We start from the raw sequence: 23,061 nt of genomic DNA on the forward strand, positions 1-23,061 counted from the left end.
TTTACGGATCAAGCCATCGACAGAGATATTGGATTCTTGCGCGGCGTTATCAAAATCTTGCTGACTCCTAATTAGTGATATAAAGTTCTACAGTTTCACGCAAAGGCGAGGCTAAGAGGGCGATGAGTCAGCAAGTTTTGGGCATTGACTTAGGCGGAACGGCGATCAAGTTGGGGCGGTTTGATTCACAAGGGATTTGTTTGCAGTCTCTCACCGTGCCGACTCCTCAACCTGCAACGCCCGAAGCGGTTTTGACGGCGATCGTAGCGGCTATTTCACAAGTCGATCCAGACGGACAAAGCACAGCGATCGGCGTTGGCACCCCTGGCCCAGCAGACGCTCAAGGACGAATTGCCAGAGTTGCGATTAATTTAACAGGTTGGCAGAATGTCCCGCTGGCAGACTGGCTCGAAGCAAAAACGGGGCGATCGACGATTTTGGCAAACGATGCAAACTGTGCCGGATTGGGCGAAGCTTGGCTAGGAGCGGGGCGATCGTTTCAAGATTTGATTTTGTTGACGTTGGGAACAGGAGTCGGGGGCGCGATCGTGCTCAATGGCAACCTGTTTGTCGGGCGAGAAGGGGCGGCGGGTGAGTTGGGGCTGATTACGCTGCATCCAGATGGGTTTGCTTGTAATAGCGGCAACCGTGGCTCATTGGAGCAATATACGTCGATTCAGGCGGTTCGTCGTCGCACAGGGCTGGAGCCTGAAGAATTGGGCAAGCTGGCTCAGGCAGGCGACCCAAATGCGCTGGAGTTTTGGCAGCTTTATGGACGCGATCTGGGAATTGGCTTGAGCAGTCTGGTGTATGTGTTGACCCCGGAAGCGATCGTGATTGGCGGCGGGATTAGTGCGAGTGCTGAGTTTTTCTTTCCAGCGATGCTGACAGAAATCGAGCAGCGAGTCATGCCCAGTTCTCGAAATGGATTGCAGTTGCTCAAAGCCGAGTTAGGCAATCAAGCGGGCATCGTCGGTGCGGCAAAATTGGCCTTGGAGAAGAGTTGACATCCAATCAATTTTTAGGTGAAACAAATTGACCTTTCCCAACCCCTCTTTAGTGCGGGGAGCTAGAAAATTCCACTTCTATAAAATCCCACCCTGCTACCGTGTATACACAAGTCGTTGTCGCTTCGTTTCAGGCGGCTTCAGCCCCCTAAATCCCCCAGTCTGGGGGACTTTGACAAAGGAAAGATTTCCAAAGTTCAAAGCCATGACGACGGCTCAAAGTCCCCCATTTTTGGGGGATTTAGGGGGCGAAGGATCTCAGCAATGACAGATCGATCAACGTGTGTGTACACGGCAGCCCTTATAAGAGGAGATGCCGTAGTCAGGGGGGCGCACATTTATAGCAATGAAAGATCAGACTAGTATTACCTCTAGTATTACTTCTGATAAATCTACTTCACAGCGTTTGTTCGTTGGTTGTATCGCTTAGTTCAATTAATGTAACTTCTCTAAATTCTTCTGGACTCATCACTTTCAATTTCTAGCAATATGAGCTGGAGAGGTTGTACAACAAAACTATGATTCAACACAGGATTCAAGAGGCGATCGGGGAGTCGCTTTAGGTCAATGTTCCTACTCTCCGAGACGATGGATGTAACCTAATTTTGCAACGCCTCCAGCCTTTCGCAAATCATTCATGTAATTTTACATACAAACTGCCTTCATGGTTTTCCCTTAAATCTCTCTACAGATAGTTAGCGCTGATGTGCCAATAAAGAGATAATTCTCAATACATATACTCGGATAACCGATCGCTACATTGCATCTGCTACTCGTAATAACATAATTAAAATCAGCGGAGGAACTCTATGAACCGCTTGACGAAGAATTGGAGATTTAACAATATCTACAGTGCTTTAGGACTTTTACTGACTAGTTACAGTGTGTTTGCGCTGGGCGGCTATGGTAATGATGACGATACTTATCGGATGCTGAATACCTGGAATACACTGATCAGTCAAGGAAAGTATGTGTCCTCTCGGTTTCAGGGATACTTAATTCCAGAAATCGCGATCGGGCTTGCCTCCCAAATCGGAGGGTTCTTTCTTGCTAATCTTGTTTCTGTCGTGTTGTCTGTGACTACGTTGTTTATCTTCTATCGGCTACTTCGTAGAATTACAACGACTAGAATTGCTATATTATCGGTGCTGGCGATCGGGGTAAATCCCTTTTGGGTCATTGCGTCTGCTACGTCGATCGATTACATCTATGCTGCATTTTTCTTTGTGTTGGGTGTCTTTCTGTTAATTGATCAGAAATTCAGATGGGCGGCGTTGATCTTTGCAGCGGCCGTTTCTTCGAGGATTACCTATGGGCCGATGGTGGCGATCGCTTACTTCCTTTACTTCTGCTATGTTCAAAAAGAGTCTAAATCTAGAAGGCTTTTAGTTCAGAGCTTTATTCTTTTTCTGGTTGCATCGGTTGTCTTTTATTTACCTGTGTTCTTTGCGTCTGGGATGACCCTTTCCTTTTTGGGAATTGGCCCCGATGCGTCTGGCGGTTTTGTGGGAATTATTGCCAGATTTGTTTATAAAAACATCTACTTTTGGGGACTGCCTGCTTTTGTTTTACTAGGTGCTTTTCTCTTTCAAGAACGGACTTTTTTAGTTAGAAAGATTGCCGATAATCCATTCCAAAATACTCAGGCTGAGAAACTGATCTTTTATAGTACTTTTCTATGTGTGGTTTATAACCAGATCATGTTTTTCAGGTTGCCTCATGAATATGGATATCTGTTTCCTGTGTTGTTTTCGGTGATCTATTGGATTGCCACCTCTGAGAAAGTTAGAAAGGTGCAATACCTCAGTTTGCTGATTGCTTTGCAGATTGTATATGGACTGGTCTTTAACTTTGATGTCATTCAAACCTATCAGACTGATATCAATCCCAAAACAATTCATTCAGATTCTGCCAGAGTTCACTTCTCGATTAAAGAAGGGGTTTTGATTCGAGATTGGCAGTGGCGATCGATTTACCAAAAGTATCAGCTAGAGGAGTACCGCAAAAAGTGGGGCAAATAAAGTGACATACTCCTACACCAACCTTTCGGTATGGAGTAGGCTTCTCAGTGACTCCTGCTACTGCATCGGACGTTACCTGAGCTTTGTTTTAAATCCACGGAATGCCCTACCGCAGATTGTGAACAAGTACAAAAAGTATGTTCAACCTCTGTACTGTCAGAATTTTACGCACCAACAGAAAGCGACGCAGAACGTCTATTACTCGGTGCAACCCCATATTCTGAGTTGTCGTGGTTCAGATTTCAGAGCGGCGATTAGCTCAAACCCTTGCCCTGATTATATCACACTCGTTTTGTGTCATGAGAGATTTGCTCATTTCCTCCATCTCCCCTTCCCGCGCCTTTGGCATAGGTCAGCGCCCAACCCTGGAGGAGGGTTTCCCTCCGTAGGGGATTGGGTAAGAGAGGGGAGCGTCGTCAACTCACTCGCATTCATCTCAACGCCAAATCAGAGATTATGGCGTGAGGCTTCTGCTGCTTCAGCTAAAGTCAAGTTTCTCAATCGGAACTAAGAATTTGCAAACACTTTGGCCGCTGCCGCAACTCCAGCACCCGACTGCACTCCTTCATATCCGAGTTCTTGGAGCGTGGCTTCTAGGGCACCGATCGCCGTGAGAATGTCGCGATCGCTCACAAATCCCAGATGCCCGATGCGGAAGATTTTACCTTTGAGGTGATCCTGTCCACCCGCCAGCACGATGTCAAACCGCTTCTTCATCACAGAGCGGATTTTTTCAGCATCCACGCCACTCGGAATCACCGATGTAATCGCAGGACTCGCACACTCATCGGCCGCAAGTAAAGGTAAGCCCATCGCTTTGATCGCGGCACGAGTCGCCAAAAGTAGGCGTTGATGTCTTGCAAAAATGTTTTCTAAGCCCTCAGCCTGCATCATTCTCAAAGCCGCTTGTAGTGCGAAGAACAAATTAATGGGAGGCGTGAAAGGCGTAGTATCTTTGGCGGCATCTTTGCGATATTTGCCCAAATCTAAATAGTAGCGAGGCAGTTTAGCCGTTTTGTAAGCCTCCCACGCTTTAGCGCTCACCGCCACAAACCCCAACCCCGGCGGAATCATGTAGCCTTTTTGCGAACCCGATGCCACGACATCCAGCCCCAGCGCATCCACAGGAATATTCATCGCACCCAAACTGGTCACGGTATCGACAATGATTAGCGCTTCTCCGTGGGCTTTGACGTGACGGTTAATCGTCTCCAGATCATTGAGGACACCTGTCGAGGTTTCGCTGTGGGTGACGATGACAGCTTTGATTTGTTTTTGGGTGTCTGCCTCTAGCGCTTGACGAAACTGGGCTGGGTCGAGCGGTTTGCCCCATTCTGCCGTAATGCGATCGGTCTTCAACCCATATGCGTCAGTGACCTCGGCCCAGCGTTCGCCAAACTTGCCATTGGAGCCAACCAAAACTCGATCGCCCGGACTCAAGAAGTTAATGATCCCCGCTTCCATCACGCCCGTACCGCTGGCCGTGAGAATCAACAGATCATTTTGCGTCTGGTGCAGCCATTTCAAATTTTGGGTGACTTCTGCCATAATCTTGCCAAAATCACCGCTGCGATGTCCGATCGGATGTTTGGCCATGGCCAACAAAACCTGCTCTGGTACAGGCGTTGGGCCGGGAATCATCAACATTAATTTGTCATCCATGTGAGCATCCTTCCTGTGGTTTCTGGTGCATGATCCAGGATTACACAAGAGATCCGCGATCGGGTTTAATGCAATTGGAAATTAACTTTCTTGGCTCACAGTCTGGCCGCACACAACGCCGCACCAATCAGACCGACTTGAGGATTGAGAACAATGTGAATCGGAATTCTTTCTAAAACCGAACTCATCCGACCTTTGTGAATAAAAGCCTGCAAAAATCCCTCTTCTTTAATCAACGGGAGAATCTTGGCCGCAATGCCTCCCGCGACATACAAACCGCCGTAGGGAAGGAACTTGAGCGCCAGGTTGCCCGCCTCTGCGCCGTAAGATTCGACAAACATTTGCATGGTTTTTTCGGACAGACGATCGCGATCTTCTAATGCCGCCTTTGAAATCGTCGCCGCTGCATCCACCGTTTTGGGAGTCCGCCCAATTTGAGATTCCCATTCTCTCACCACCTCTGCGACTTCAGGCGTTTCGGTCGCATAGTGTCGATCGCGCAAAAACTGATAAATTGCCACCACACCCTGACCCGAAATCACCCGCTCTGCGGACACTCGCTCAATGTTGTGTTTGGCCAACAAGTAGCTGGATAACTGAAACTCTAAGTCCGATCGGGGCGCAAAATCAGCATGACCGCCTTCAGATCCAAAAATATGATAGTTGCCATCAAAATGAATCAGATAACCCTGTCCTAGACCTGTTCCTGCGCCGATGACGGCGATCGGTGCATTCTTTTGGGCACATCCCATTTGCAGCGTATGCAGATCCGCAGGTTCCAGACCGAGAATGCCATAGCCCACCGCTTCAAAATCGTTGATCAGCGTCACTTTGGGAATGGACAGCGTTTGAGAGATGCGATCGGCTTCGAGAAACCAGCCCACGTTTGTCACTTTGGAAGTGTTGTTGATGACCGGCCCGGCGATCGCAAAGCAGGCTTTTTGGGGCGAGACAGATTCTCCTAATTCCTGGGTGGCAGCCGCCAAAAACGTCTCAGTCATCGGCACCAAATCCGGGAAGTCACTGCTGGGATAGCGAACCTCATAAAGCGAATGGAGCGACCCTTGATCGGGCTGCAATTTAACCAATCGCAAAATCGTCTTCGTTCCGCCGATGTCTCCGGCCAGCAGCAAGTTCATGAAGTCACTCCTAGAGAAGGGGGAAATCGCACATGATAGCGCTCTCATTGAGGATTGATCAATTGTTCACATCCAGCAATCACCTTCTCGATAGAAATACAATGCAGGAAGGATAGAAACTTCAATAGAGATGGATATGTCGATCGCAGATTTGAGGAAAGACTACACGCTTCGCGCACTCACCGAACAGGACGTAGACCCCGACCCGTTTCGACAATTTCAGCAGTGGTTTGATCAGGCCGTCGCAGCCCAACTGCTCGAACCCAACGCTATGACGATCGCCACTGCCAGCAAGGAAGGCATTCCGTCGGCCAGGATTGTGTTACTCAAACATTTTGACGATCGCGGCTTTGTCTTCTACACCAATTACGAAAGCGACAAAGGCAAAGAGTTGATTGAGAATCCTCATGCGGCGATCGTCTTTTTGTGGGCTGAGTTAGAGCGTCAAGTCAGAATTGTTGGCGCAGTTGAGAAAGTTTCTGATGCAGAATCCGACGAATATTTCTACAGTCGTCCCGTCAACAGTCGCCTCGGTGCCTGGACTTCGGATCAGAGTCGCGTGATTCCCGATCGAGCCGTTTTAGATCAGCGATTAGCCGACTTAAAAGTTCAATACGAAAATCAGGAAATTCTCCGGCCGCCTCATTGGGGAGGATTTCGCGTCAAGCCCAGCGCGATCGAGTTTTGGCAGGGGCGATCGAGTCGATTGCACGATCGATTACGGTATCGACGGCAGGGAGAGGGGTGGGTTGTCGATCGGTTGTCGCCGTGAAAGGGATGAGGAATGAGGGATGAGGGATGAGGGATGAGGGATGAGGGGTGGGGATTCTCCAATTTTGTCAAAATGACGGACAATACAGCTACATCATTTTCCCTTCGTCTCTACCCAACCAAATGTCTTTTGAAATTGGCCCGTTTGCCTTCGCTGTTGAAGCCACTCAGATTGCAGGAGCCTGCTTGTGGGCACTGGCGCTCTATTTGGGATTTTCGCCCGTGGGTGAATGGGTCACCGAACAATTGAATCGATGGCTTAATTTTGCGGAGCGATCGCTCTACACGTCTGCCGAAGAATTTGAGAAAACCCGCCCCGCTAGAGAATCTCAAAACGCCTTCTATGCTTCAATTTGCAGCATTCTACCTTTTCTAGTCGTCGGCACACTCTGCAACGTCGTCACCGAAATCAGCCTGGGCGAAAGTTGGGGAATTAGCCTCGGAATTCTCGCCTGCATGGGTTGCGGTATCTACGAATTAGGACGACGCGATGGAGAATCCTCTGATTGATACCAATCAATCTTTGAGTACAACCCATCTACAACCTCCCCAACCTCTCTCAGGCGAGGAGCTAGAAATCCCACCTTGATCATCTACCGTGTATACATAAGTCGTTAATCGCTTCGTTTGAATCGGCTTCAGCCCCCTAAATCTCCCACAAGTGAGGGACTTTGAATCGAATCTAATGTCTTAAAGTCCTCCAGAATTGGGGGGTTGGGGGCAGAAGACTTGAATAACGAAGCGAAATTCATCGAAATCACGTCTTTCTAGCTCACGATCGCGCTAACTCCTCAACGACGATCGCCGCAAACTTCCGGGCTGCTCCCGGTTCTCCTCGGACGGTTCGTAGTTTGTCGCGCATCTGTTGCAGCTTGTCTGGATGGTCGAGAAAATCGGAGACGATCGCAGCGACCGCTTTGGGTTGAAGACGGCCAAACAGTTCAGGCACGATCGCTTCTTGCGCCCAAATATTGGGCCACGACAGCAGCCCCATGCGGCGCACAAACCACCCATTAATCAGCTTGGCAAACAGCGATCCGACTCCCGGTAGATTTGATAATAGACCTGGCAGTCCATCCCACGCTTTCATTGCGTCCATTTGATACGTGGGCAATAAGACGATCATCGGCACGGCTAACGACCCCAATTCCGCCGTATTTGCGCCAACTGTGGTGATACAAAGCGTGCATTGCGACAACAGCGAATAAGCCGGAACTCGCTCCGTCGGATTTGACCAAAGCTCAACTTGCAGTCCGCTGGGTGTTTTGAGATAAGGACGATCGCCCGACTCAGGAATCACCAACTGGGCTGAAACGCCCTCCATCAAGAGCATCACAGGATTTTGCTCAGGGTCAACATACTGAGTCAGCGTGTCCAAATCCAGCGTCGGTGCCACTGGAATCACAAAGCGAATTTCAGAGCGAGTTTGGGGACGATCGCGCCAAAGTTGATCGGCGATCGTCAGCATTAAGGGCACCCCCTGAGACAATTTGGCAGGCTTAGAACCCGGTAACAAACCGATCAGCGTTCCCCCTGTTTTGAATGCCTCCTCGGTGCCAAAGGTCGAAACTTCTGCCATCAGATCTCCGACAACGGTCAGTTTATGAGCAAATTGGTGAGGGGCACGATCGACAACTTGCGATCGCATGACTCCAAAGCGATCGATCCAGCGATGCCAGCGCGCTTCCCATTCGGCATAGATCACCGTCCGATAGCCCAACCGTTTGCCAATCACCAGCGGGAAGAACTGATCGCCGCCGAGAAAGACGACCACGCCGCGATCGTGCCAGTCCCACGGTTCGGCCGTTTTGCCCCAGAGCAAGAAGGGAAAGAAATGCCGGGCGGATTGGACGCGATCGACTTCCGGGTAACTGAGGGCAATTTCAGCTTCTTGACCACTGGCATTTGGACAAGGAGACAGCACCACCGAAATCCGAATGTCATCGCCCAAAAGTTGCTTGAGTTCTCGAACGACAGGCTTGACCCAGGTAGCGAGTTCTCCGGGGGCATTGGAGAGAATCAGAATGTCAGCAGGAGTCGGCATAAAGCGTTAAGAAAAATAGATTACAACCCGTCTGAAGCGGCAAGTTTTAGGGCGGCGAGTTGGGCCTCGGCTTTGTGCAACGATTCATGCCATTCTCGCTCAGGATCGCTGTCTGCAACGATGCCCGCACCGACTTGACCGTAGACGATCGCAGGGGTGAGGGAGAACTTCGATGATCTGTTCCCCTTTGGGGGTAATCCGCTTTGCGAGGAGAGATGAGGGATGAATGGATCTTTCTCCGCTCTCCGCTCTCCACTCTCCTCACCTCTCACATAGAGTAGGGTACGAATCAGAATGTTCAAATCCAAATTGCCGCGCCAGTCGAGGTAGCCACAAGAACCATAGAAGAGACTGCGGCGATCGGGTTCCAGTTCTTCAATAATCTCCATACAGCGGACTTTTGGGCAGCCTGTGATCGTTCCGCCGGGGAAGAGGGCGCGAATCAGGTCAATGGCGTTGAGGTGTGGTTTTAGCGTTCCGGTGACATTGCTGACCAGGTGCATAACGTGACTGTAGCGTTCGATCGTCAGCAGTTCATCGACCTGTACTGATCCCCATTCACACACTCGTCCCAAATCATTGCGTTCTAGATCAACTAACATGATGTGTTCGGCTTGTTCTTTGGTGTTGCTGATCAGTTCTTCGGCTAGTTGTTGATCGTGAGCGATCGTGGTTCCTCTGGTGCGCGTGCCTGCGATCGGCCGCGTTTCTGCATGACGGTTTTGCAGTTTTACTAACCGTTCAGGAGAGCAACTGATGACCGTTCCCCAGGGAGTTCGCCAATAGCTTGCAAAAGGAGAAGGATTAATCTGTTGCAACGCGCGGTAAATTGACCAACTCTCTGCCGTCGTTTCTGCCTCAAATCGCAGCGACAAATTCGCCTGAAAAATGTCTCCCGCTTGGATGTGCTTTTTGGCTTGCAGAATGGCCGATTCGTAGTCAGCCTGAGCAAGATGAAAGTGAGGCGGAGCAGCGGTTTGAAATTCGGGTTTTGGTATCTCAACCCTTCGATCTAGCGCCTCTTGCATTGCATCGAGATCAGTCGCTTGAGTGGCAGCTAACCAAAGCGTTTGTTGGTGATGATCTAGAACGGCAAAGCGATCGGGTTCATACCAGTAAGCGATCGGAAAGGGCAGCGAGTCCGATTTGAGATAAGGCAGCTTTTCAATTTCCCAGGCCAGATCGTAGCCCAACCAGCCCAGCCACCCCCCGGTGAAAGGCAGTTCAGAAGCAGCTACCTCAGCATGAGGACGATCGAGAAGCTGCTGCAAAAAGGGCAAAATTTCACCCACTGGCGGACTCCAAAGCTGCAATTCTCCCTCAACCACACGCGGCGCACCCGCACAAATCGAGTACCGTCCCAACTGCGGATAATCGGGTGAAGATGGATACGGACTTTCGAGCAGCGTCGCGATTTCATCCGTCAAAAACAGGGCTGTGAAAATTTCAGAACCCGATCGTTGGTCGAGAGGAAGCGATCGCCAGTGCCAGGGAAGAAGGGAACGCATTGGAAGGGATGAGGGATGAAGGATGGAGAAGGGATGAGAGATGAGGGATGAGGGATGAATAGAAACGAGTGTTACGCGGTGTACGGCTTTTAATGCGTGTTCGCGTTTTTTAAGTGAGGCTAATTTGAGGTTGAGAAAGAAAACAGGTCTTCTGCCCCCCAACCCCCATCCTGGGGGACTTTCGGACAAGATTTCTGGCTCAAAGTTCTCTGTTTATGGAGAATTTGGGGTGTTCCTGGCTTTGTAGTCGAAGTGAGAAATTTCATCGAATTCACGTCACACCACTTTACGCGAGAATTCTTTCATCCCTCCTCCCTCCTCCCTCCTCCCTCACCCCTCACGCCTGCCCCACAACAAATCTTGCAGCCCACAATACGCCCAACAGTCCCAAAGCCAGCCAGTCAAAGCGTTTGAGGCGCAACTCATGCCACTGGACTCGATGCTTGTTGGGACTGGTAAATCCACGCACTTTCATGGCGCTGGAAATTTGTTCGGCTCGCAGGAGTAAGTTTTCGAGCAACCGTTCGGCGACGAGCATCCACACTTGAGCAGCCCGACGAAAGCCGAGTTTTTTCCAGTCGATCGCGCGAGTTCTGACCGATCGCACTAGATTCTGAAATTCTTCTAACACTAAGGGAATGAACCGCAGAGCCAGCGTCAGTGTCAACGCTATTTCGGTAATCGGCCAGTTAAAGCGGCGCAAAGGACTCATCAAATCCTCTAACCCTGCGGTAATTTCTTCTGGCGCGGTCGTCAGTAGATATAGGTTTGTACTATAAATCAGCGTGAATAGTAAAGTGCTGACCGTGATGGCCAGGGTGAGCGATCGTCGCGTGACGGTAAATGGGCCCGCCTGAAGCACCACATACCGATAAGCAGTGGGCTGAGGTAAATCAGGGCGCTTGAGTTTTTGGGCAGCTTCTTGAGGCGGAGATTTCTTTTCTCCAGTGTTGAAGGGATTATTGAAGGGATTGTACCAGGGGCGAGGCGGAGTTGGGGCAGGGAGCTGATCGGGTTGTTGCACAAAGGCCAACTCATTTGCAGGCAGACGAGGACGAGCATTGACATTCAACGCATCAGGAGAAATCGCCACCAGCGAAAACACATACAGCGAAAACAACAACAGCCACCCCATCTGCTGTTTCCACACCCGCAAAGGGATCATTGCCGTCAGCGTCAACAACACCAACAGCACCACCAAAAAGATGCGCCACTCAGGACTCGCCAACAGCGGAGCAATCAAAAAACTCATCAACCAGGCCAACTTGACCCGCGCATCCAGATGATGAAGCCATGTAATCGGCTGTTCGAGATAGAGACCGAGGGGGAGCGATCGTAGTAAATCCATGAGGGAAGGGAGGAGGGAGAACTTCTTACACCTTCGTCGCCCGATTAGCACTGGCCCGATCGAGTTCTCTCATCTTCTTGCCACGCCATAACAGACGCAGCGGAGTGCCCTGAAAGCCGAGAGATTGACGGAATTGACGCTCGATATAGCGGCGGTAGTTGTCATTGAGCAAAGCGGGATCGTTGACGAATAGGGCGATCGTCGGCGGTCGGCTACTGACCTGGGTGCCATAGTAGATTCTACCTTGACGACCCTGGCGCGTAGTGGGCGGAGAATGCCATCTGACTCCATCTTCGATCACTTCGTTAATTACAGACGTGCTGACGCGGCGTTTGTGCTGTTCGGCGGCGACCTCGATCAGGTCAAAGATTTTCTCGACGCGCTGTCCGTTTTGGGCGCTGATGAAGATGATTTCTGCCCATTCCATGTAGTGAAGTCGAGAGCGAATCAGCTTTTCGTACTCGTAGATCGTGTTGGAATCTTTCTCGATCGCGTCCCATTTGTTCACGACAACAATACAGGCACGCCCTTCATCGGCAATGCGTCCGGCTAGTTTTTGGTCTTGCTCGGTTACGCCGTCTAATGCATCAATCACTAGAAGAACGACATCTGATCGATCGATCGCCTTAAAAGCCCGATTGATGCCAAAGAATTCTGGCCCATATTCGACGTTCTTTTTCTTACGAATTCCTGCGGTGTCGATCAGGCGATACATCTTGTCGTTGCGTTCGACCAGCATATCGATCGCGTCTCGTGTCGTGCCAGAAATCGGACTGACGATCGAGCGATTTTCACCCACAAAGGCGTTCAGCAAACTGGACTTGCCCACATTCGGACGGCCAGCGATCGCCACCCGAATTTCTGGCGTTTCTTCGATCTGATCGGTGGACGGCAAAAATTCGATCACCTGATCCAACAGTTCGCCCGTGCCGTTGCCATGAATTCCTGACATTGCAAAAGGTTCGCCCAGCCCCAACGACCAAAACTCGGCGGCTTGCGTGAGTCCTTGATCAAGCGATTCACATTTATTAACGGCCAACACGACAGGCACGGATTGCTGGCGCAGCCACATGGCGATTTCTTCGTCGGCAGTCGTCAAGCCTTGTTTTCCATCGACAACAAAGATCGCAACGCTCGACTCGGTGAGGGCCGACATCGCTTGTTCACGAATCAGGGGCAAAAATTCGGTATCGTCGTCAAAAACCAATCCGCCTGTATCGACTACGAGAAAGTCACGATCGTTCCAAAAGGCGCGTTTGTAGGTGCGATCGCGCGTCACACCGGGTTCATCGAAGACGATCGCGTCCTGCACTTTCGCCAAACGATTGACGACGGTGGACTTGCCCACGTTGGGACGACCGATGATAGCAACAATGGGCAAAGACATAGGAGAGATGAGGGATGAGGGAGGGCGTTGCCCCGCTTTTGCGAGGAGGGATGAAATCAGACAGTTTGAGGAGTTGAGAGCGTCACAATTTCATCAGCATCCCATTGTAGCGAGTTTAGTCAGACATCTGCGGATTCCTTACCTCCAATCTCCCTTTCGAGAGCAGCCCGCCGCACTGTTTCAACCTCTAAATCAGAAGCATATGCAATTTGTTCCAAAGTCAGACCGAATTTCAGCGATCGAGGCACACATTCCAATTTGCCTTCCAATATTCCTTCCAGTCTCCCTTCTTCTTTGGCTTCCTCATACACTCTGGTTTGCTTGAAGCTATCTGCGAGTTCTATCAGTTCTATGGTTGGGTCATTCATCTCTCAAACAGGGTTAGAGAAGACATTGCTGCGCTCAATCAGGTTGGACAGCCTGCCGAACTGTTTCCAGGTCTAATTCCAACGTCTGAGCGATCTCCTCCAGACTCAAACCGAGTTCTAGAAATCGAGGAACACCCTTCAGTTTGCCTTCTACAAGACCTTCCAATTTACCTTCTACAAGACCTTCCAATTTGCCTTCTTCTTTGGCTTCTTGATAGACCTGGGTTTGTTTTAATTCGGCGAGTTCTAGCATTTGTTCAATGGCCTCTCGACTCAGTTTGGGGAACTTGTAGATGATGATCGTTTCTATCAATTGTAATATTTCCCGCTGGATTGCTTCATCGGTGATCTGAGTTCTGGTCGATCGAATCAACGTTTTGGCCCGTTGTCCAGCGTTGGGCGGTGGTTCGACGATTAGTTTTACCAGACCTAAGCCGATCGACCCTTCAGTGACCTCCAATTCATCTAAATAAATGCGGCGTACTCGCTGACTTTCGAGCAATTCCCAGTAGCGATCGGTGCCTCCCGTATCCAGTTTTCGGCTTCCCCAGACGATGGCTCCTTGCCAGTTATTCACAAGCTCAGTTTTGTCGAGATAGAGAAAGATCTCAGTGAAAAATCGAGAGTAGAGTTTGGGGTCGGGCTGAAACTGAAATTCGCTGAAGTAAAGGGGATCGTTAGGTTGGTTGGGCAAAAACACGCCATCGATCCGAAAAGCAGTTTGTTTGACTTCAACCGAGGCGAATTCATAGCTTTGAGCAACGGCGGCAGGTTGACCGATTAGCTCAAAAAAGATGCCTGGAAAGGACTTGAAGAGACAATACCAGATCGAATCGGTTTTCATCGTTGTAAAAGCTCTTCTGGTAGGCGTTGTAGCAATCGCTGAAAGGGAGCGGTATTTTCTAAAGCACGCGCTAACACCAAAGCACCCTGAATTTGTAAGATGGCATCTTCGGCGCGCTGAGTGGCTAAAGGGAGATTCATGCCTGTTTGGGTGAGAACGGTTGCGATCGCGCCAATCCACTCCTCCAGCGCTGCTCTGATTTTGGGTGAAAATAAGTCTTTTGCGTCGCCCATTGACAAAACAGAAATCAAACAGGACTGTTGACCCCCGTTATAGGCTTGGTCGAGCGATCGCATCATTGCCTCCAATCGTTCTAGAGCCGTTCCGTTTGCTTGAAGTGGAGTCAGAACGTTGGTCTGTTGCCAGCGATCGAGATGCTCCAATACCGCGTTTGCCATCTCCTCTTTGCCGCCCGGAAAGTAGTGATACAGGCTGGCTCTACCGAGGTCGGTGGCTTGAGAAATCTTGGTCAGCGTTGCGCCCTCATAGCCATATTGCCGAAATACTTGCAGCAGTTGAATGACGATCTGATCTCGTGACATAAGTTTTTTGAGTCTTCTATTGACATCTTACCGAACGATCAGTACAGTCATGAATGATTAGACTGAACGTTCGATACAATTGACCCCAACAACTAACGACCATGCTGAAACTTCACGATGCGACGATTTCGGGTAACTGCTACAAAGTGCGATTGCTGCTCTCACTACTGGAATTGGACGTTGAATTGGTGCCCGTCAACCTAAAGGAGGGTGAGCACAAGTCTTCGGCTTTTCTCCAGTTAAATGAGTGGGGACAGGTGCCTGTGTTGGTCGATCGAGACCAGACCATCCGTGATTCTCAAGCGATTTTGGTTTATCTGGCGCGTCAGTATGGAGGCGAAACCTGGTTGCCGACGGATGCAGTTTCGATGAGTCAAATCATGCAGTGGCTCTCAAATGCAGCAAATGAAATCGCAAATGGACTGGCCGCCGCAAGAGTCTACTACCTGTTGGGTCGGACTGAAATTGATGTCGATCGCGCCACCCAAAAGTCGCACCAGTTTCTCACGCTCCTCAATGCACACTTATCAAATCGAGACTGGCTGGAATGTGGTAGACCGACGATCGCCGATATTGCTTGTTTTCCTTACGTGGCGCTGTCTGGGGATGCCAAAGTTTCGTTAGAGCCGTATCCGAATGTCAGGGCGTGGATTGATCGCATTCAACAATTGCCCAACTATGTAGGGATGCCAGGACTATGACCTATCACGCTGGAGAACTTCTGATTCAGACTCGTGTGGGAGTGCAAGCAGCAGCCGATCGCCTTCAAAAACTAATTGGCTCTGTGGTTTCTCCAGCAGCTCAGGACTTTTTGAAACCGCAACAGTGGGCGATCGCCAGTACGGTTGATCAGAATCATCAGGTCTGGGCATCGTTGCTCATCGGTGAAGCGGGGTTTTTGACGGGAAACGATCGCAGCATTCACATCCACGCCGTCGAGTCTGACGATCCGCTCTGGGAATCGCAAAGTGATCAGCAAAGTGATCAACTGATGGGACTGTTGGCGATCGATCTCGCAACCCGCAGACGATTGAGAATAAACGGTTCGATTCAAAGAACTCCGCAGGGCATTCATCTCTACGTCAATCAGGTGTATTTCAACTGTCCGAAGTACATTCAGATGCGGCAGCTTATAGGAATGTCAGAAGAAATGTCGGAGACTAATCAGACAGCCCAATGGTCGGATTTTCTGGATCTCAAACAACAGCAGTTGATCGCTCAAGCCGACACATTCTTTATCGCCAGCCTTCATCCCACACATGGGGCAGATGCGTCTCATCGGGGCGGCCAGCCGGGATTTGTGAAAGTCTTGCAGCCCGATCGCTTGTTGTTTCCAGACTATGCGGGCAACAATATGTTCAACACATTGGGCAACATTGCCGTGAATCCAAACGTAGGCTTGTTGTTCATCAATTTTGTAACGGGTGAAACACTACAGCTAACCGGAAGGGCACAGATTATTTGGGATGCAGACTCAGAATTTGTTGGGGCAGAACGGCTGATTGAGGTACAACTCGATCGTATTCGAGCGACTACCATTCCCCTACGCTGGCAGTTTGTTGAATACTCTCCCGCCAATCCAGCCTAAATCGGTCTTTTCACTTTGTTGGTTAGCCGTTTAGCCCCCTAAATTTGCCATTCTGGGGGACTTTGAGTTGGAGATCTCGTTCCCTAAAATTGGCTGAGTGGGGAGCGATCGTTTGCAGCAGAGTTGGTAGCGGTGATTGAATGCTGAATCGTGACAAGATTGCTTAAGTCTTTCCAAAAAAAGCAACTTTAATGTGAGAGCATACCGAGATTGTTTCACCGTAGTCTTGTAGAGAGTTACAAACAAGACGATCGCCCCAAAAGAGTAATCTTTCTGAAATTCTCAAGGGGATCGCTCACAAACCAGAGGATATTTATTACAATTTGTTATTTCCTGGAAAAGTGATCAATTCAACATAATATTCTCTCTACACTTACACGCCGAGCCAAATCTGAATGAGCATTGAGACATATCTAAATCACCCTACTTTTGGCTTGCTCTTTAGAGTGTGTTTGGTTGAGGAAAAGCGTGAACTGTTTAGCACTCTCTATGCCCAACGCCTCTTTTTTCTGGTAGACAATGGCTCAGACGGCATCGAATTTGAGCCGATCGGTCGGGCTGAGGCCAAAGTTTTGGTCGAAAATCGCATGAGAATGCTGCGACGGACTGGAATGCAGAAGGAATACGACCAGCTTCAGTTTGTGCATAAACGGACGTTTCAGTAGGGATGAGGGATGAGGGATGAGGGATGAGGGATGAAGCGATCGTTCTGTTTATTGATCGAGACGTGGGACTTTAGACTTGAGAAGTGAATTGTCAATTCTGGGTTCGTTTTTTATTTGTTGTTCTCGATCGCTTTCCTCATGATTAAAACTGACCTACTGCAAGAACGCATTCAACAATTTCGCCAGACGATTCCTGATACGGTACGGGTTATCGCAGTTACTAAACAAGTGCCCGTAGAAGCGATGCGGGCCGCCTATGCAGCAGGACTGCGGGATTTTGGAGAAAATCGCATTCAGGAAGCCGAGGCAAAACAAGAACAATTAAAAGATCTTGAAGATGTGACGTGGCATTTGATCGGGCATTTGCAAAGTAATAAGACGCAACGAGCGATCGAGCTTTTTCAGTGGATTCAGTCAGTAGACAGCCTCAAATTGGCGCAACGGCTCGATCGTCTCGCCCAAGACCTCCCTACAAAACCGCAGATCTGCCTTCAAGTCAAACTCTTACCCGACCCCAACAAATCAGGCTGGACAGTACCAGAGTTGCTCACCGACCTGCCTCACCTCAACGATTGCAAAAATCTGGACATTCAAGGACTGATGACCATTCCACCGATGGGCTTGACCCCTGATGAGATCCGGGACGTGTTCAAACAGACTGGCAAACTTGCGGAGACGATCGCGCAGCAGAACTTACCCTACGTTCAGATAAATCAGCGATCGATGGGCATGTCCGATGACTATCTCTTAGCCATTCAAGCGGGGGCGACGATGATCCGGCCAGGAAGAATTTTGTTTGGCGATCGTCCTCTAATCACCTGAGAATAAGGGGTCAGACCCCCCATACCGCTTTACAAAAAGAAAATAGGATGCCCAAAATTGCCCTCGTTTGCACGCTCACTTAGGGCATTAGAAGCCTTTAGAATGAGCAGCGATCGACCTGGTATTCACTGATTCAGCAAGAGAAACAGGTCAAATTTGCAACTTGTTCTTAATAAATGTCGAACTAGATAAAATAACAAAGAAGATCCTCAACATTGGGCAGCAGCTTCATAGATAAGGACTTCAGGAAGATTCTCAGCTTTTTTAAAGTTGCTGTTGACGTTCTGGAGAAAGGTGATATTGTAAATAACCTGATCGGCAATTGGTTTGAACGATCGCATTGGGTAATCTGGCTTAAATCTGAAAGCCGAACTTTAGAGAGTTCAAAATTGACCCAATCAAAGCTTCAATGTGCCACCTGCTTGATCTGCATTTTTAGACTTGTGACCGTGCAGTTGTCGTTTCAACTTTTGCGGCACTTTAGGCACTGCTGTTTGTTCATCATTCAGCACCTCGATCGGCGATAGAACCTTCTCTATCACCCAAACTTTTACGACCAAATCTTTCACCTAACTGGTTCACTTAACTGGGGCAATTTGTCACTGAGGTTTCTGTTGTCAAGACAGGCGATCAAAGGAGGTTTGTGAATGCAATCGCACAAGACTAGAAAATTTCTTGATCTTGCGATCGCATGGCTTCATCAGCCGATACAATTGCGACGGCGATTAAAAAATTTAGAAAGGGCGGCTCATTTTGGAAACAGCATGTATACTAATTGTTCATTCGGCGAGGTGGGCAGTGTGGTAGACTTTCTAACGCTGCGAACCCAACTTTAAAACCTTTCTTCGATCGCATCCAACAAGTGACTTAGATAGGCGTGATAACAAAAACTGTAAATGGCTTTTTTCTTGCTACTCTACAGTTGTCAAAAACAGATTTGTCAGTAAACTAACGTACACAACAACATAGATCGTGACGGAGCGTGAATCGTGAATATCTTCAGCAAGCTACGGGATTTTGTCGGTCTGAACGAGCAAGTCGATTATGAATATGAGTACGACGAAATGGATGGGCAGGAATACCAAACGCTCTACCAGGAAGAGAATCCTGCACCCGCTGTCAACAACAGCAATACTGAAGAAGAAACTCGTGCGCGCCGTCAAAGGTTTCGCGATCGAGCCGCTATCGCTACAGAACCCGCAGTCATTGGAACCACAGGTGTAAACAACGGTATGAATAACGTGATTGGAATGCCCGGCGCAGTTAATGGAATTTCTGAAGTCGTGGTGATGGAGCCTCGCACCTTTGAAGAAATGCCCCAAGCCATTCAAGCGTTGCGCGAACGCAAATCCGTTGTCTTAAATCTGACCATCATGGACCCTGACCAAGCTCAAAGAGCTGTCGATTTTGTGGCAGGTGGCACTTATGCGATCGATGGTCACCAAGAGCGCATCGGCGAAAGCATTTTTCTGTTTACACCTAGCTGTGTTCAGGTTAGTACTCAAACAGGCGTAATCCACGAAGTGCCTCAACCTGCACCTGCGGCCCGCCCCGCTCGGCCTGCGGCACCGACTCCTGCATGGGCGACTGAGCAAGCGAGAATGGCGCAATAAAAAGGGATGAGGGATGAGGGATGAGGGATGAATTTGTTAATGAATTTTTTGGTGAGTTCATTCCTGAATCTGTTTGTTTCTGAACGTCAAACTTTTGGCTTTTGTTATATTTCCAGGAATTGACTTGAGCATTAAATTTGGAATGATTGGGGGCGGGATGATGGGGGAAGCTCTGTTGTCCCGTCTTGTTGTGCAGGAGATTTATTCGCCGGATCAGATGGTGGTGAGTGAGCCGCAGTCCAGGCGACGTGATTTTTTAGCCTCACACTATCAAGTTCAGGTGACTGACCAAAATAAGGCGGCCGCGGCCGCGAGTGAAGTGCTGTTTTTGGCAATCAAGCCTCAGATTTTTGCGGCGGTTGCTAAAGATTTGGAATCAGATTTGGGGTCTGAAACTCGTGGCGCTCTGGTGATTTCGATCTTGGCAGGAACGTCGTTAGAGACGCTAGAAGCCGCTTTTCCAGGACAGCCTGTAATTCGAGCAATGCCCAATACTCCAGCGGCGGTTGGTGCGGGGATCACGGCGATCGCACCCGGTCAATATGCCCAATCTCATCACTTAGATCAGGCCCGCCAAATTTTGGAGACCGTAGGCGAAGTGGTCGAGGTGCCCGAATCGATGATGGATGCTGTCACAGGGCTTTCGGGATCGGGGCCGGGGTATGTGGCGCTGATGGTCGAAGCGTTGGCGGATGGAGGCGTGGCCGCAGGTTTGCCCAGAGCGATCGCCCTCAAGCTGGCTTTACAAACGGTACGTGGTACGGCTCAACTGCTGCAAGAAGAGGGCATTCATCCCGGTGAATTGAAGGATCGAGTGACAAGTCCGGGGGGGACGACGATCGCGGGGATCGCTCAGTTAGAGAAATCAGGCTTTCGATCGGCGGTGATTGAGGCGGTTAAGGCGGCGTGGAAGCGATCGCAGGAATTAGGACGGAAACTTTGAATGTAAATCTGTGTATCACAATACAAAGTTCCTTATCTTTTTCGCCTGATTCCGAAAAGAAGGGCGTATTCTTGTAGATACAGAAGGAATGAACCTCTATGAAAACCGCCAGTCACCCACTATAAAACGACTGGTTTATAAAAACCAAACCTGGATCGATTCGTCGGTCTGGGTTTATTTTTTGGGATTCGTTATTCAAGCCTTTTGCCCCCAACTTTGCCTTGAGAAGGGATGTTGATCAGAGAGTTGAGGGTTAGAAGCTGCTCGATCGCGATTGTGATAAGAAATGCTTTAACCAACCCTGAGTTGATTTAAGGGAAACTTATGAATGGCGCGACGAAACCTCGATCGGTTTGAGCAAAAGCCGTGATCGTCGTGGTGAAGGTTGCGGTTGTCGTGGTGAAGGTTGCGGTTGTCGTGGCGAAGGTTGCGATCGTCGTGGCGAAAACTGCGATCGTCGTGGCGAAAACTGCGATCGTCGTGGTGAAGGTTGCGGTTGTCGTGGTGAAGGTTGCGGTTGTCGTGGTGAAGGTTGCGGTTGTCGTGGCATGTCCTTGATCTGTGCTGACAAAGGCTGCGATCGGGGCAGGGGTGATGGCTCTGCTGGTGTCCGTTGGGTCATTTTATTTGAACGTCAGTTCGATGAGAGTGACTCGCTTCGTTGCGATCAGCTTCAGCCCCCTAAATCCCCCAAAATTGGGGGACTTTGACCCAGAGAAAGTTCCAGAGTTCAAAGAAAGAAATGATGCTGATTCAAAGTCCCTCAGAATGGGGGATTTAGGGGGCGAACCCCTTGGCAACGAAGCGAAAAAGTTTATCGAAGTGACGTTATTTGAGCACCTGTTGAAGTCGATCGGCTTTCTCTTTCAGTCTTCATCTCTGCCAAACCCACCCCACGATTTTCTGCCACAGCGAGGTCTGGCGATTTGTTGGGGGTTGCGTCATCTCGTTGCAAATGGCATTCAACTCCTGGTCGCTTTGCCCATCGGGATTGTAAGTGCGGTAGTCGTGCAGCCAATCACATCCCAAGGTCATCAAGCTATTCAGGTCAAGATTCCAGAGGATTGCCGTGTTGTCATCACTCCCCGTCGCCAGCGTTTTGCCATCCGGGCTGAAACTCACGCTCAAGACCATTCCACTGTGCCCTTTCAAGGTTTGCAGTTCCCGTCCCTGCAAGTCCCACAGCTTCACCGTGTTGTCATTACTCCCCGTCGCCAGCGTTTTGCCATCCGGGCTGAAACTCACGCTCCTGACCCCTCCACTGTGCCCTTTCAGGGTTTGCAACTGCCGTCCCTGCAAGTCCCACAGCTTCACCGTTTTGTCTTCACTGCCCGTCGCGATCATTTTGCCATCCGGGCTGAAACTCACGCTATAAACCCTTTCACTGTGCCCTTTCAGGCGATTGCGTTCGTTGATCTGATAGACCACCTGTAGTGCGGCTTTCACCTGCGTGGGTGTCCCTGCTTCTACATCCTTTTCCCACTGTTTCAGCTTGTCTCCTGCCTTCAAGCCCTCCGCCAGCGACTCCAGGTGTAGATCAGAAGCCAACAAATTGAGAGACGTGAGACTTTTAGCACTGAGTTGAGCCTGCTGCTTTTGGGCCACGGCCTCCTGCTGCTGCTGAAACGCAAAGACCGCCGCCCCCGCCGCCACCAGCGCAAACGCCCCCACCCCCACCACAAACGCCCGTTGTCGCCCTGCCTCCGCTCTCTGCCGCAGCGTCTCCGCCAGCCGACTCGCCCGAATATAGCCCCCCTGAAGCTCCGTCACCTGCGGCTGCTTACTCGCCCCCTGCACCAGCCAGTCTTCTGCCCCCGCCAGATCCATCCCCCGCAGCAAAAAACTCTCATTGCGCTGCTTGCCCTCCCACTCCACCGCCCGCTCCGTCAACCGGGTATGCGATCGCACATACTCCAGATCCGTCTCGATCGCCCGCACCAAATCCCCAAAGCCGCGATCGAACTCATCCGTCTCCCGAAAAAACAGCCAATTGTGCTTCGACAACATCGGATGGACGGCTGTCATATCAAACCCCTCTCGATGAACGATCGGCACCAATCGCTTATTGTGCTTAACCGCGTGATCGATTTCTTTGCGGCAAATGTCTGATGCGATCGAATCAGGACTGATCACAAACACAAAGGTATTGGTGCCTTCGATGCCGCGCTCAATCTCCTGCCACCAGTCAGCCGTCAGCGGAATCGCCTGCCAATCGACCCAAATTTCTCGCTGTTCTGCCCTGAGCGCATCATGCAGCGTTTGCACAAAGGCTTTATCTTTCCGAGAGTAGGAGAGATAAACGTCAGTCATGAGGCTAGAAGAAGATTTTATCTAACCCACACAAAGTAGCAATCGAATCCCCTCACCCCTGGAATACTCAGCAATTCTTATGAATCTCGATCGCACCAGAGCGGCACGACTTCAGACGATATTTGAAAAGTCTTCGTTCATGACATTCCCCCGCTTGAGAGTTGAGCGATCGTCCCCTCCTCGCACAGTTCAGCCCCTCGCCCCAAAACTCCAGCAACCTCGCGTCGTACAAAATCCCAGACGAAATGCTTGACGACCCTGGAGAATGTCGGTATGCTCTCTGGTTAAGTTGCTTTATGGAGAGAAAGTAGCAGGTCGCTCGAAAATCTAGCCCAACGCCATCCAAAGCTGGTGAGACAACTCTGGATAGCTAACCCCCCACACTGTTAGAGGCAGTCTGAGTGGGCTGATGGAGATTTTAACACTCCACCTGGCCACCTCGATTTTGCGCTGCGGTTCTCGGAATATTCTCCCCTCCG

General features: G+C 50.0%; 22 protein-coding genes. 11 read left to right on the forward strand and 11 right to left on the reverse strand.

All coding sequences use genetic code 11. The annotated features are described in order from the left end of the window. The first annotated feature begins 122 nt into the window (after positions 1-122). Both ACKFKF_RS00715 and ACKFKF_RS00720 read left to right on the forward strand, forming a co-directional pair. Positions 123-1,007, forward strand: a complete 885-nt coding sequence (locus ACKFKF_RS00715; RefSeq protein WP_446865927.1) for an ROK family protein — start codon at positions 123-125, stop codon at positions 1,005-1,007. An 809-nt stretch (positions 1,008-1,816) separates the two neighbouring features. Beyond that, positions 1,817-3,028 (forward strand): ArnT family glycosyltransferase, encoded by a 1,212-nt coding sequence (locus ACKFKF_RS00720; RefSeq protein WP_446865928.1) that lies wholly within the window; start codon positions 1,817-1,819, stop codon positions 3,026-3,028. Between the two features lie 507 nt (positions 3,029-3,535). On the opposite strand, the gene ACKFKF_RS00725 is transcribed toward ACKFKF_RS00720, so the two are convergent. Next, positions 3,536-4,690 (reverse strand): pyridoxal-phosphate-dependent aminotransferase family protein, encoded by a 1,155-nt coding sequence (locus tag ACKFKF_RS00725; protein ID WP_446865929.1) that lies wholly within the window; start codon positions 4,688-4,690, stop codon positions 3,536-3,538. Between the two features lie 95 nt (positions 4,691-4,785). Then, positions 4,786-5,829, reverse strand: coding sequence for a glucokinase (locus tag ACKFKF_RS00730; protein ID WP_446865930.1), 1,044 nt, complete (start codon positions 5,827-5,829; stop codon positions 4,786-4,788). 136 nt (positions 5,830-5,965) lie between these two features. Here ACKFKF_RS00730 and pdxH point away from each other — a divergent pair, with 136 nt between their 5' ends. Next, positions 5,966-6,601: a pyridoxamine 5'-phosphate oxidase gene (pdxH, locus tag ACKFKF_RS00735; protein WP_446865931.1), complete on the forward strand. Its 636-nt coding sequence runs from the start codon at positions 5,966-5,968 to the stop codon at positions 6,599-6,601. A gap of 47 nt (positions 6,602-6,648) precedes the next feature. After that, positions 6,649-7,110: a hypothetical protein gene (locus tag ACKFKF_RS00740; protein ID WP_446865932.1), complete on the forward strand. Its 462-nt coding sequence runs from the start codon at positions 6,649-6,651 to the stop codon at positions 7,108-7,110. Positions 7,111-7,372: 262 nt separating this feature from the next. Here ACKFKF_RS00740 and ACKFKF_RS00745 read toward each other — a convergent pair whose 3' ends face one another. From ACKFKF_RS00745 to ACKFKF_RS00775, 7 genes are all read right to left on the reverse strand, one after another. Next, complete coding sequence (locus ACKFKF_RS00745; RefSeq protein ID WP_446865933.1) at positions 7,373-8,644, reverse strand: lipid-A-disaccharide synthase; 1,272 nt, start codon at positions 8,642-8,644, stop codon at positions 7,373-7,375. Positions 8,645-8,664: 20 nt separating this feature from the next. Beyond that, complete coding sequence (locus tag ACKFKF_RS00750; protein ID WP_446865934.1) at positions 8,665-10,152, reverse strand: anthranilate synthase component I; 1,488 nt, start codon at positions 10,150-10,152, stop codon at positions 8,665-8,667. 337 nt (positions 10,153-10,489) lie between these two features. After that, positions 10,490-11,500 carry an energy-coupling factor transporter transmembrane component T family protein gene (locus tag ACKFKF_RS00755; RefSeq protein ID WP_446865935.1) on the reverse strand — a complete coding sequence of 337 codons (1,011 nt, stop codon included), beginning with the start codon at positions 11,498-11,500 and terminating at the stop codon, positions 10,490-10,492. A gap of 25 nt (positions 11,501-11,525) precedes the next feature. Further along, complete coding sequence (gene der / locus ACKFKF_RS00760) at positions 11,526-12,887, reverse strand: ribosome biogenesis GTPase Der (RefSeq protein WP_446862546.1); 1,362 nt, start codon at positions 12,885-12,887, stop codon at positions 11,526-11,528. 119 nt (positions 12,888-13,006) lie between these two features. Next, positions 13,007-13,255, reverse strand: a complete 249-nt coding sequence (locus ACKFKF_RS00765; RefSeq protein ID WP_446865936.1) for a hypothetical protein — start codon at positions 13,253-13,255, stop codon at positions 13,007-13,009. 34 nt (positions 13,256-13,289) lie between these two features. Further along, positions 13,290-14,099 (reverse strand): Rpn family recombination-promoting nuclease/putative transposase, encoded by an 810-nt coding sequence (locus tag ACKFKF_RS00770; RefSeq protein WP_446865937.1) that lies wholly within the window; start codon positions 14,097-14,099, stop codon positions 13,290-13,292. Continuing rightward, entirely contained in the window at positions 14,096-14,641 is a 546-nt protein-coding gene (locus ACKFKF_RS00775) for a TetR/AcrR family transcriptional regulator (protein WP_446862549.1), read from the reverse strand. Before ACKFKF_RS00775 ends, ACKFKF_RS00770 begins: the two co-directional genes overlap by 4 nt. Positions 14,642-14,742: 101 nt before the next feature. Between ACKFKF_RS00775 and ACKFKF_RS00780 the strand changes: the two genes are divergently transcribed. The 4 genes from ACKFKF_RS00780 (at position 14,743) to ACKFKF_RS00795 (ending at position 17,716) form a co-directional block, all read left to right on the forward strand. After that, entirely contained in the window at positions 14,743-15,342 is a 600-nt protein-coding gene (locus ACKFKF_RS00780; RefSeq protein WP_446865938.1) for a glutathione S-transferase family protein, read from the forward strand. Further along, the gene (locus ACKFKF_RS00785; RefSeq protein ID WP_446865939.1) at positions 15,339-16,229 is read left to right on the forward strand and encodes a pyridoxamine 5'-phosphate oxidase family protein; all 891 of its coding nucleotides are present in this window, start codon (positions 15,339-15,341) and stop codon (positions 16,227-16,229) included. Before ACKFKF_RS00780 ends, ACKFKF_RS00785 begins: the two co-directional genes overlap by 4 nt. Before the next feature lie 395 nt (positions 16,230-16,624). Further along, positions 16,625-16,894: a transcriptional coactivator PipX gene (gene pipX / locus ACKFKF_RS00790; RefSeq protein WP_446862552.1), complete on the forward strand. Its 270-nt coding sequence runs from the start codon at positions 16,625-16,627 to the stop codon at positions 16,892-16,894. 138 nt (positions 16,895-17,032) lie between these two features. Next, the gene (locus ACKFKF_RS00795; RefSeq protein WP_446865940.1) at positions 17,033-17,716 is read left to right on the forward strand and encodes a YggS family pyridoxal phosphate-dependent enzyme; all 684 of its coding nucleotides are present in this window, start codon (positions 17,033-17,035) and stop codon (positions 17,714-17,716) included. 398 nt (positions 17,717-18,114) lie between these two features. On the opposite strand, the gene ACKFKF_RS00800 is transcribed toward ACKFKF_RS00795, so the two are convergent. Beyond that, positions 18,115-18,285 carry a hypothetical protein gene (locus ACKFKF_RS00800; protein WP_446865941.1) on the reverse strand — a complete coding sequence of 57 codons (171 nt, stop codon included), beginning with the start codon at positions 18,283-18,285 and terminating at the stop codon, positions 18,115-18,117. A gap of 420 nt (positions 18,286-18,705) precedes the next feature. On the opposite strand from ACKFKF_RS00800, the gene ACKFKF_RS00805 reads away from it, so the two are divergent. The 3 genes from ACKFKF_RS00805 to ACKFKF_RS00815 all read left to right on the forward strand — a co-directional run bounded on the left by ACKFKF_RS00805 (position 18,706) and on the right by ACKFKF_RS00815 (position 20,830). Beyond that, the gene (locus tag ACKFKF_RS00805) at positions 18,706-19,329 is read left to right on the forward strand and encodes a cell division protein SepF (protein ID WP_446862555.1); all 624 of its coding nucleotides are present in this window, start codon (positions 18,706-18,708) and stop codon (positions 19,327-19,329) included. A 124-nt stretch (positions 19,330-19,453) separates the two neighbouring features. Continuing rightward, positions 19,454-20,272 (forward strand): pyrroline-5-carboxylate reductase, encoded by an 819-nt coding sequence (gene proC, locus ACKFKF_RS00810; RefSeq protein ID WP_446865942.1) that lies wholly within the window; start codon positions 19,454-19,456, stop codon positions 20,270-20,272. Between the two features lie 366 nt (positions 20,273-20,638). Further along, on the forward strand, positions 20,639-20,830 hold the full coding sequence (locus tag ACKFKF_RS00815) for a hypothetical protein (RefSeq protein WP_446865943.1): 192 nt from the start codon (positions 20,639-20,641) through the stop codon (positions 20,828-20,830). A 315-nt stretch (positions 20,831-21,145) separates the two neighbouring features. Here the strand turns inward: ACKFKF_RS00815 and ACKFKF_RS00820 are convergent, their stop codons facing one another. Beyond that, positions 21,146-22,582 (reverse strand): toll/interleukin-1 receptor domain-containing protein, encoded by a 1,437-nt coding sequence (locus ACKFKF_RS00820; protein ID WP_446865944.1) that lies wholly within the window; start codon positions 22,580-22,582, stop codon positions 21,146-21,148. Positions 22,583-23,061: the final 479 nt, after the last annotated feature.

Source organism: Phormidesmis sp. 146-12 (assembly GCF_052939495.1).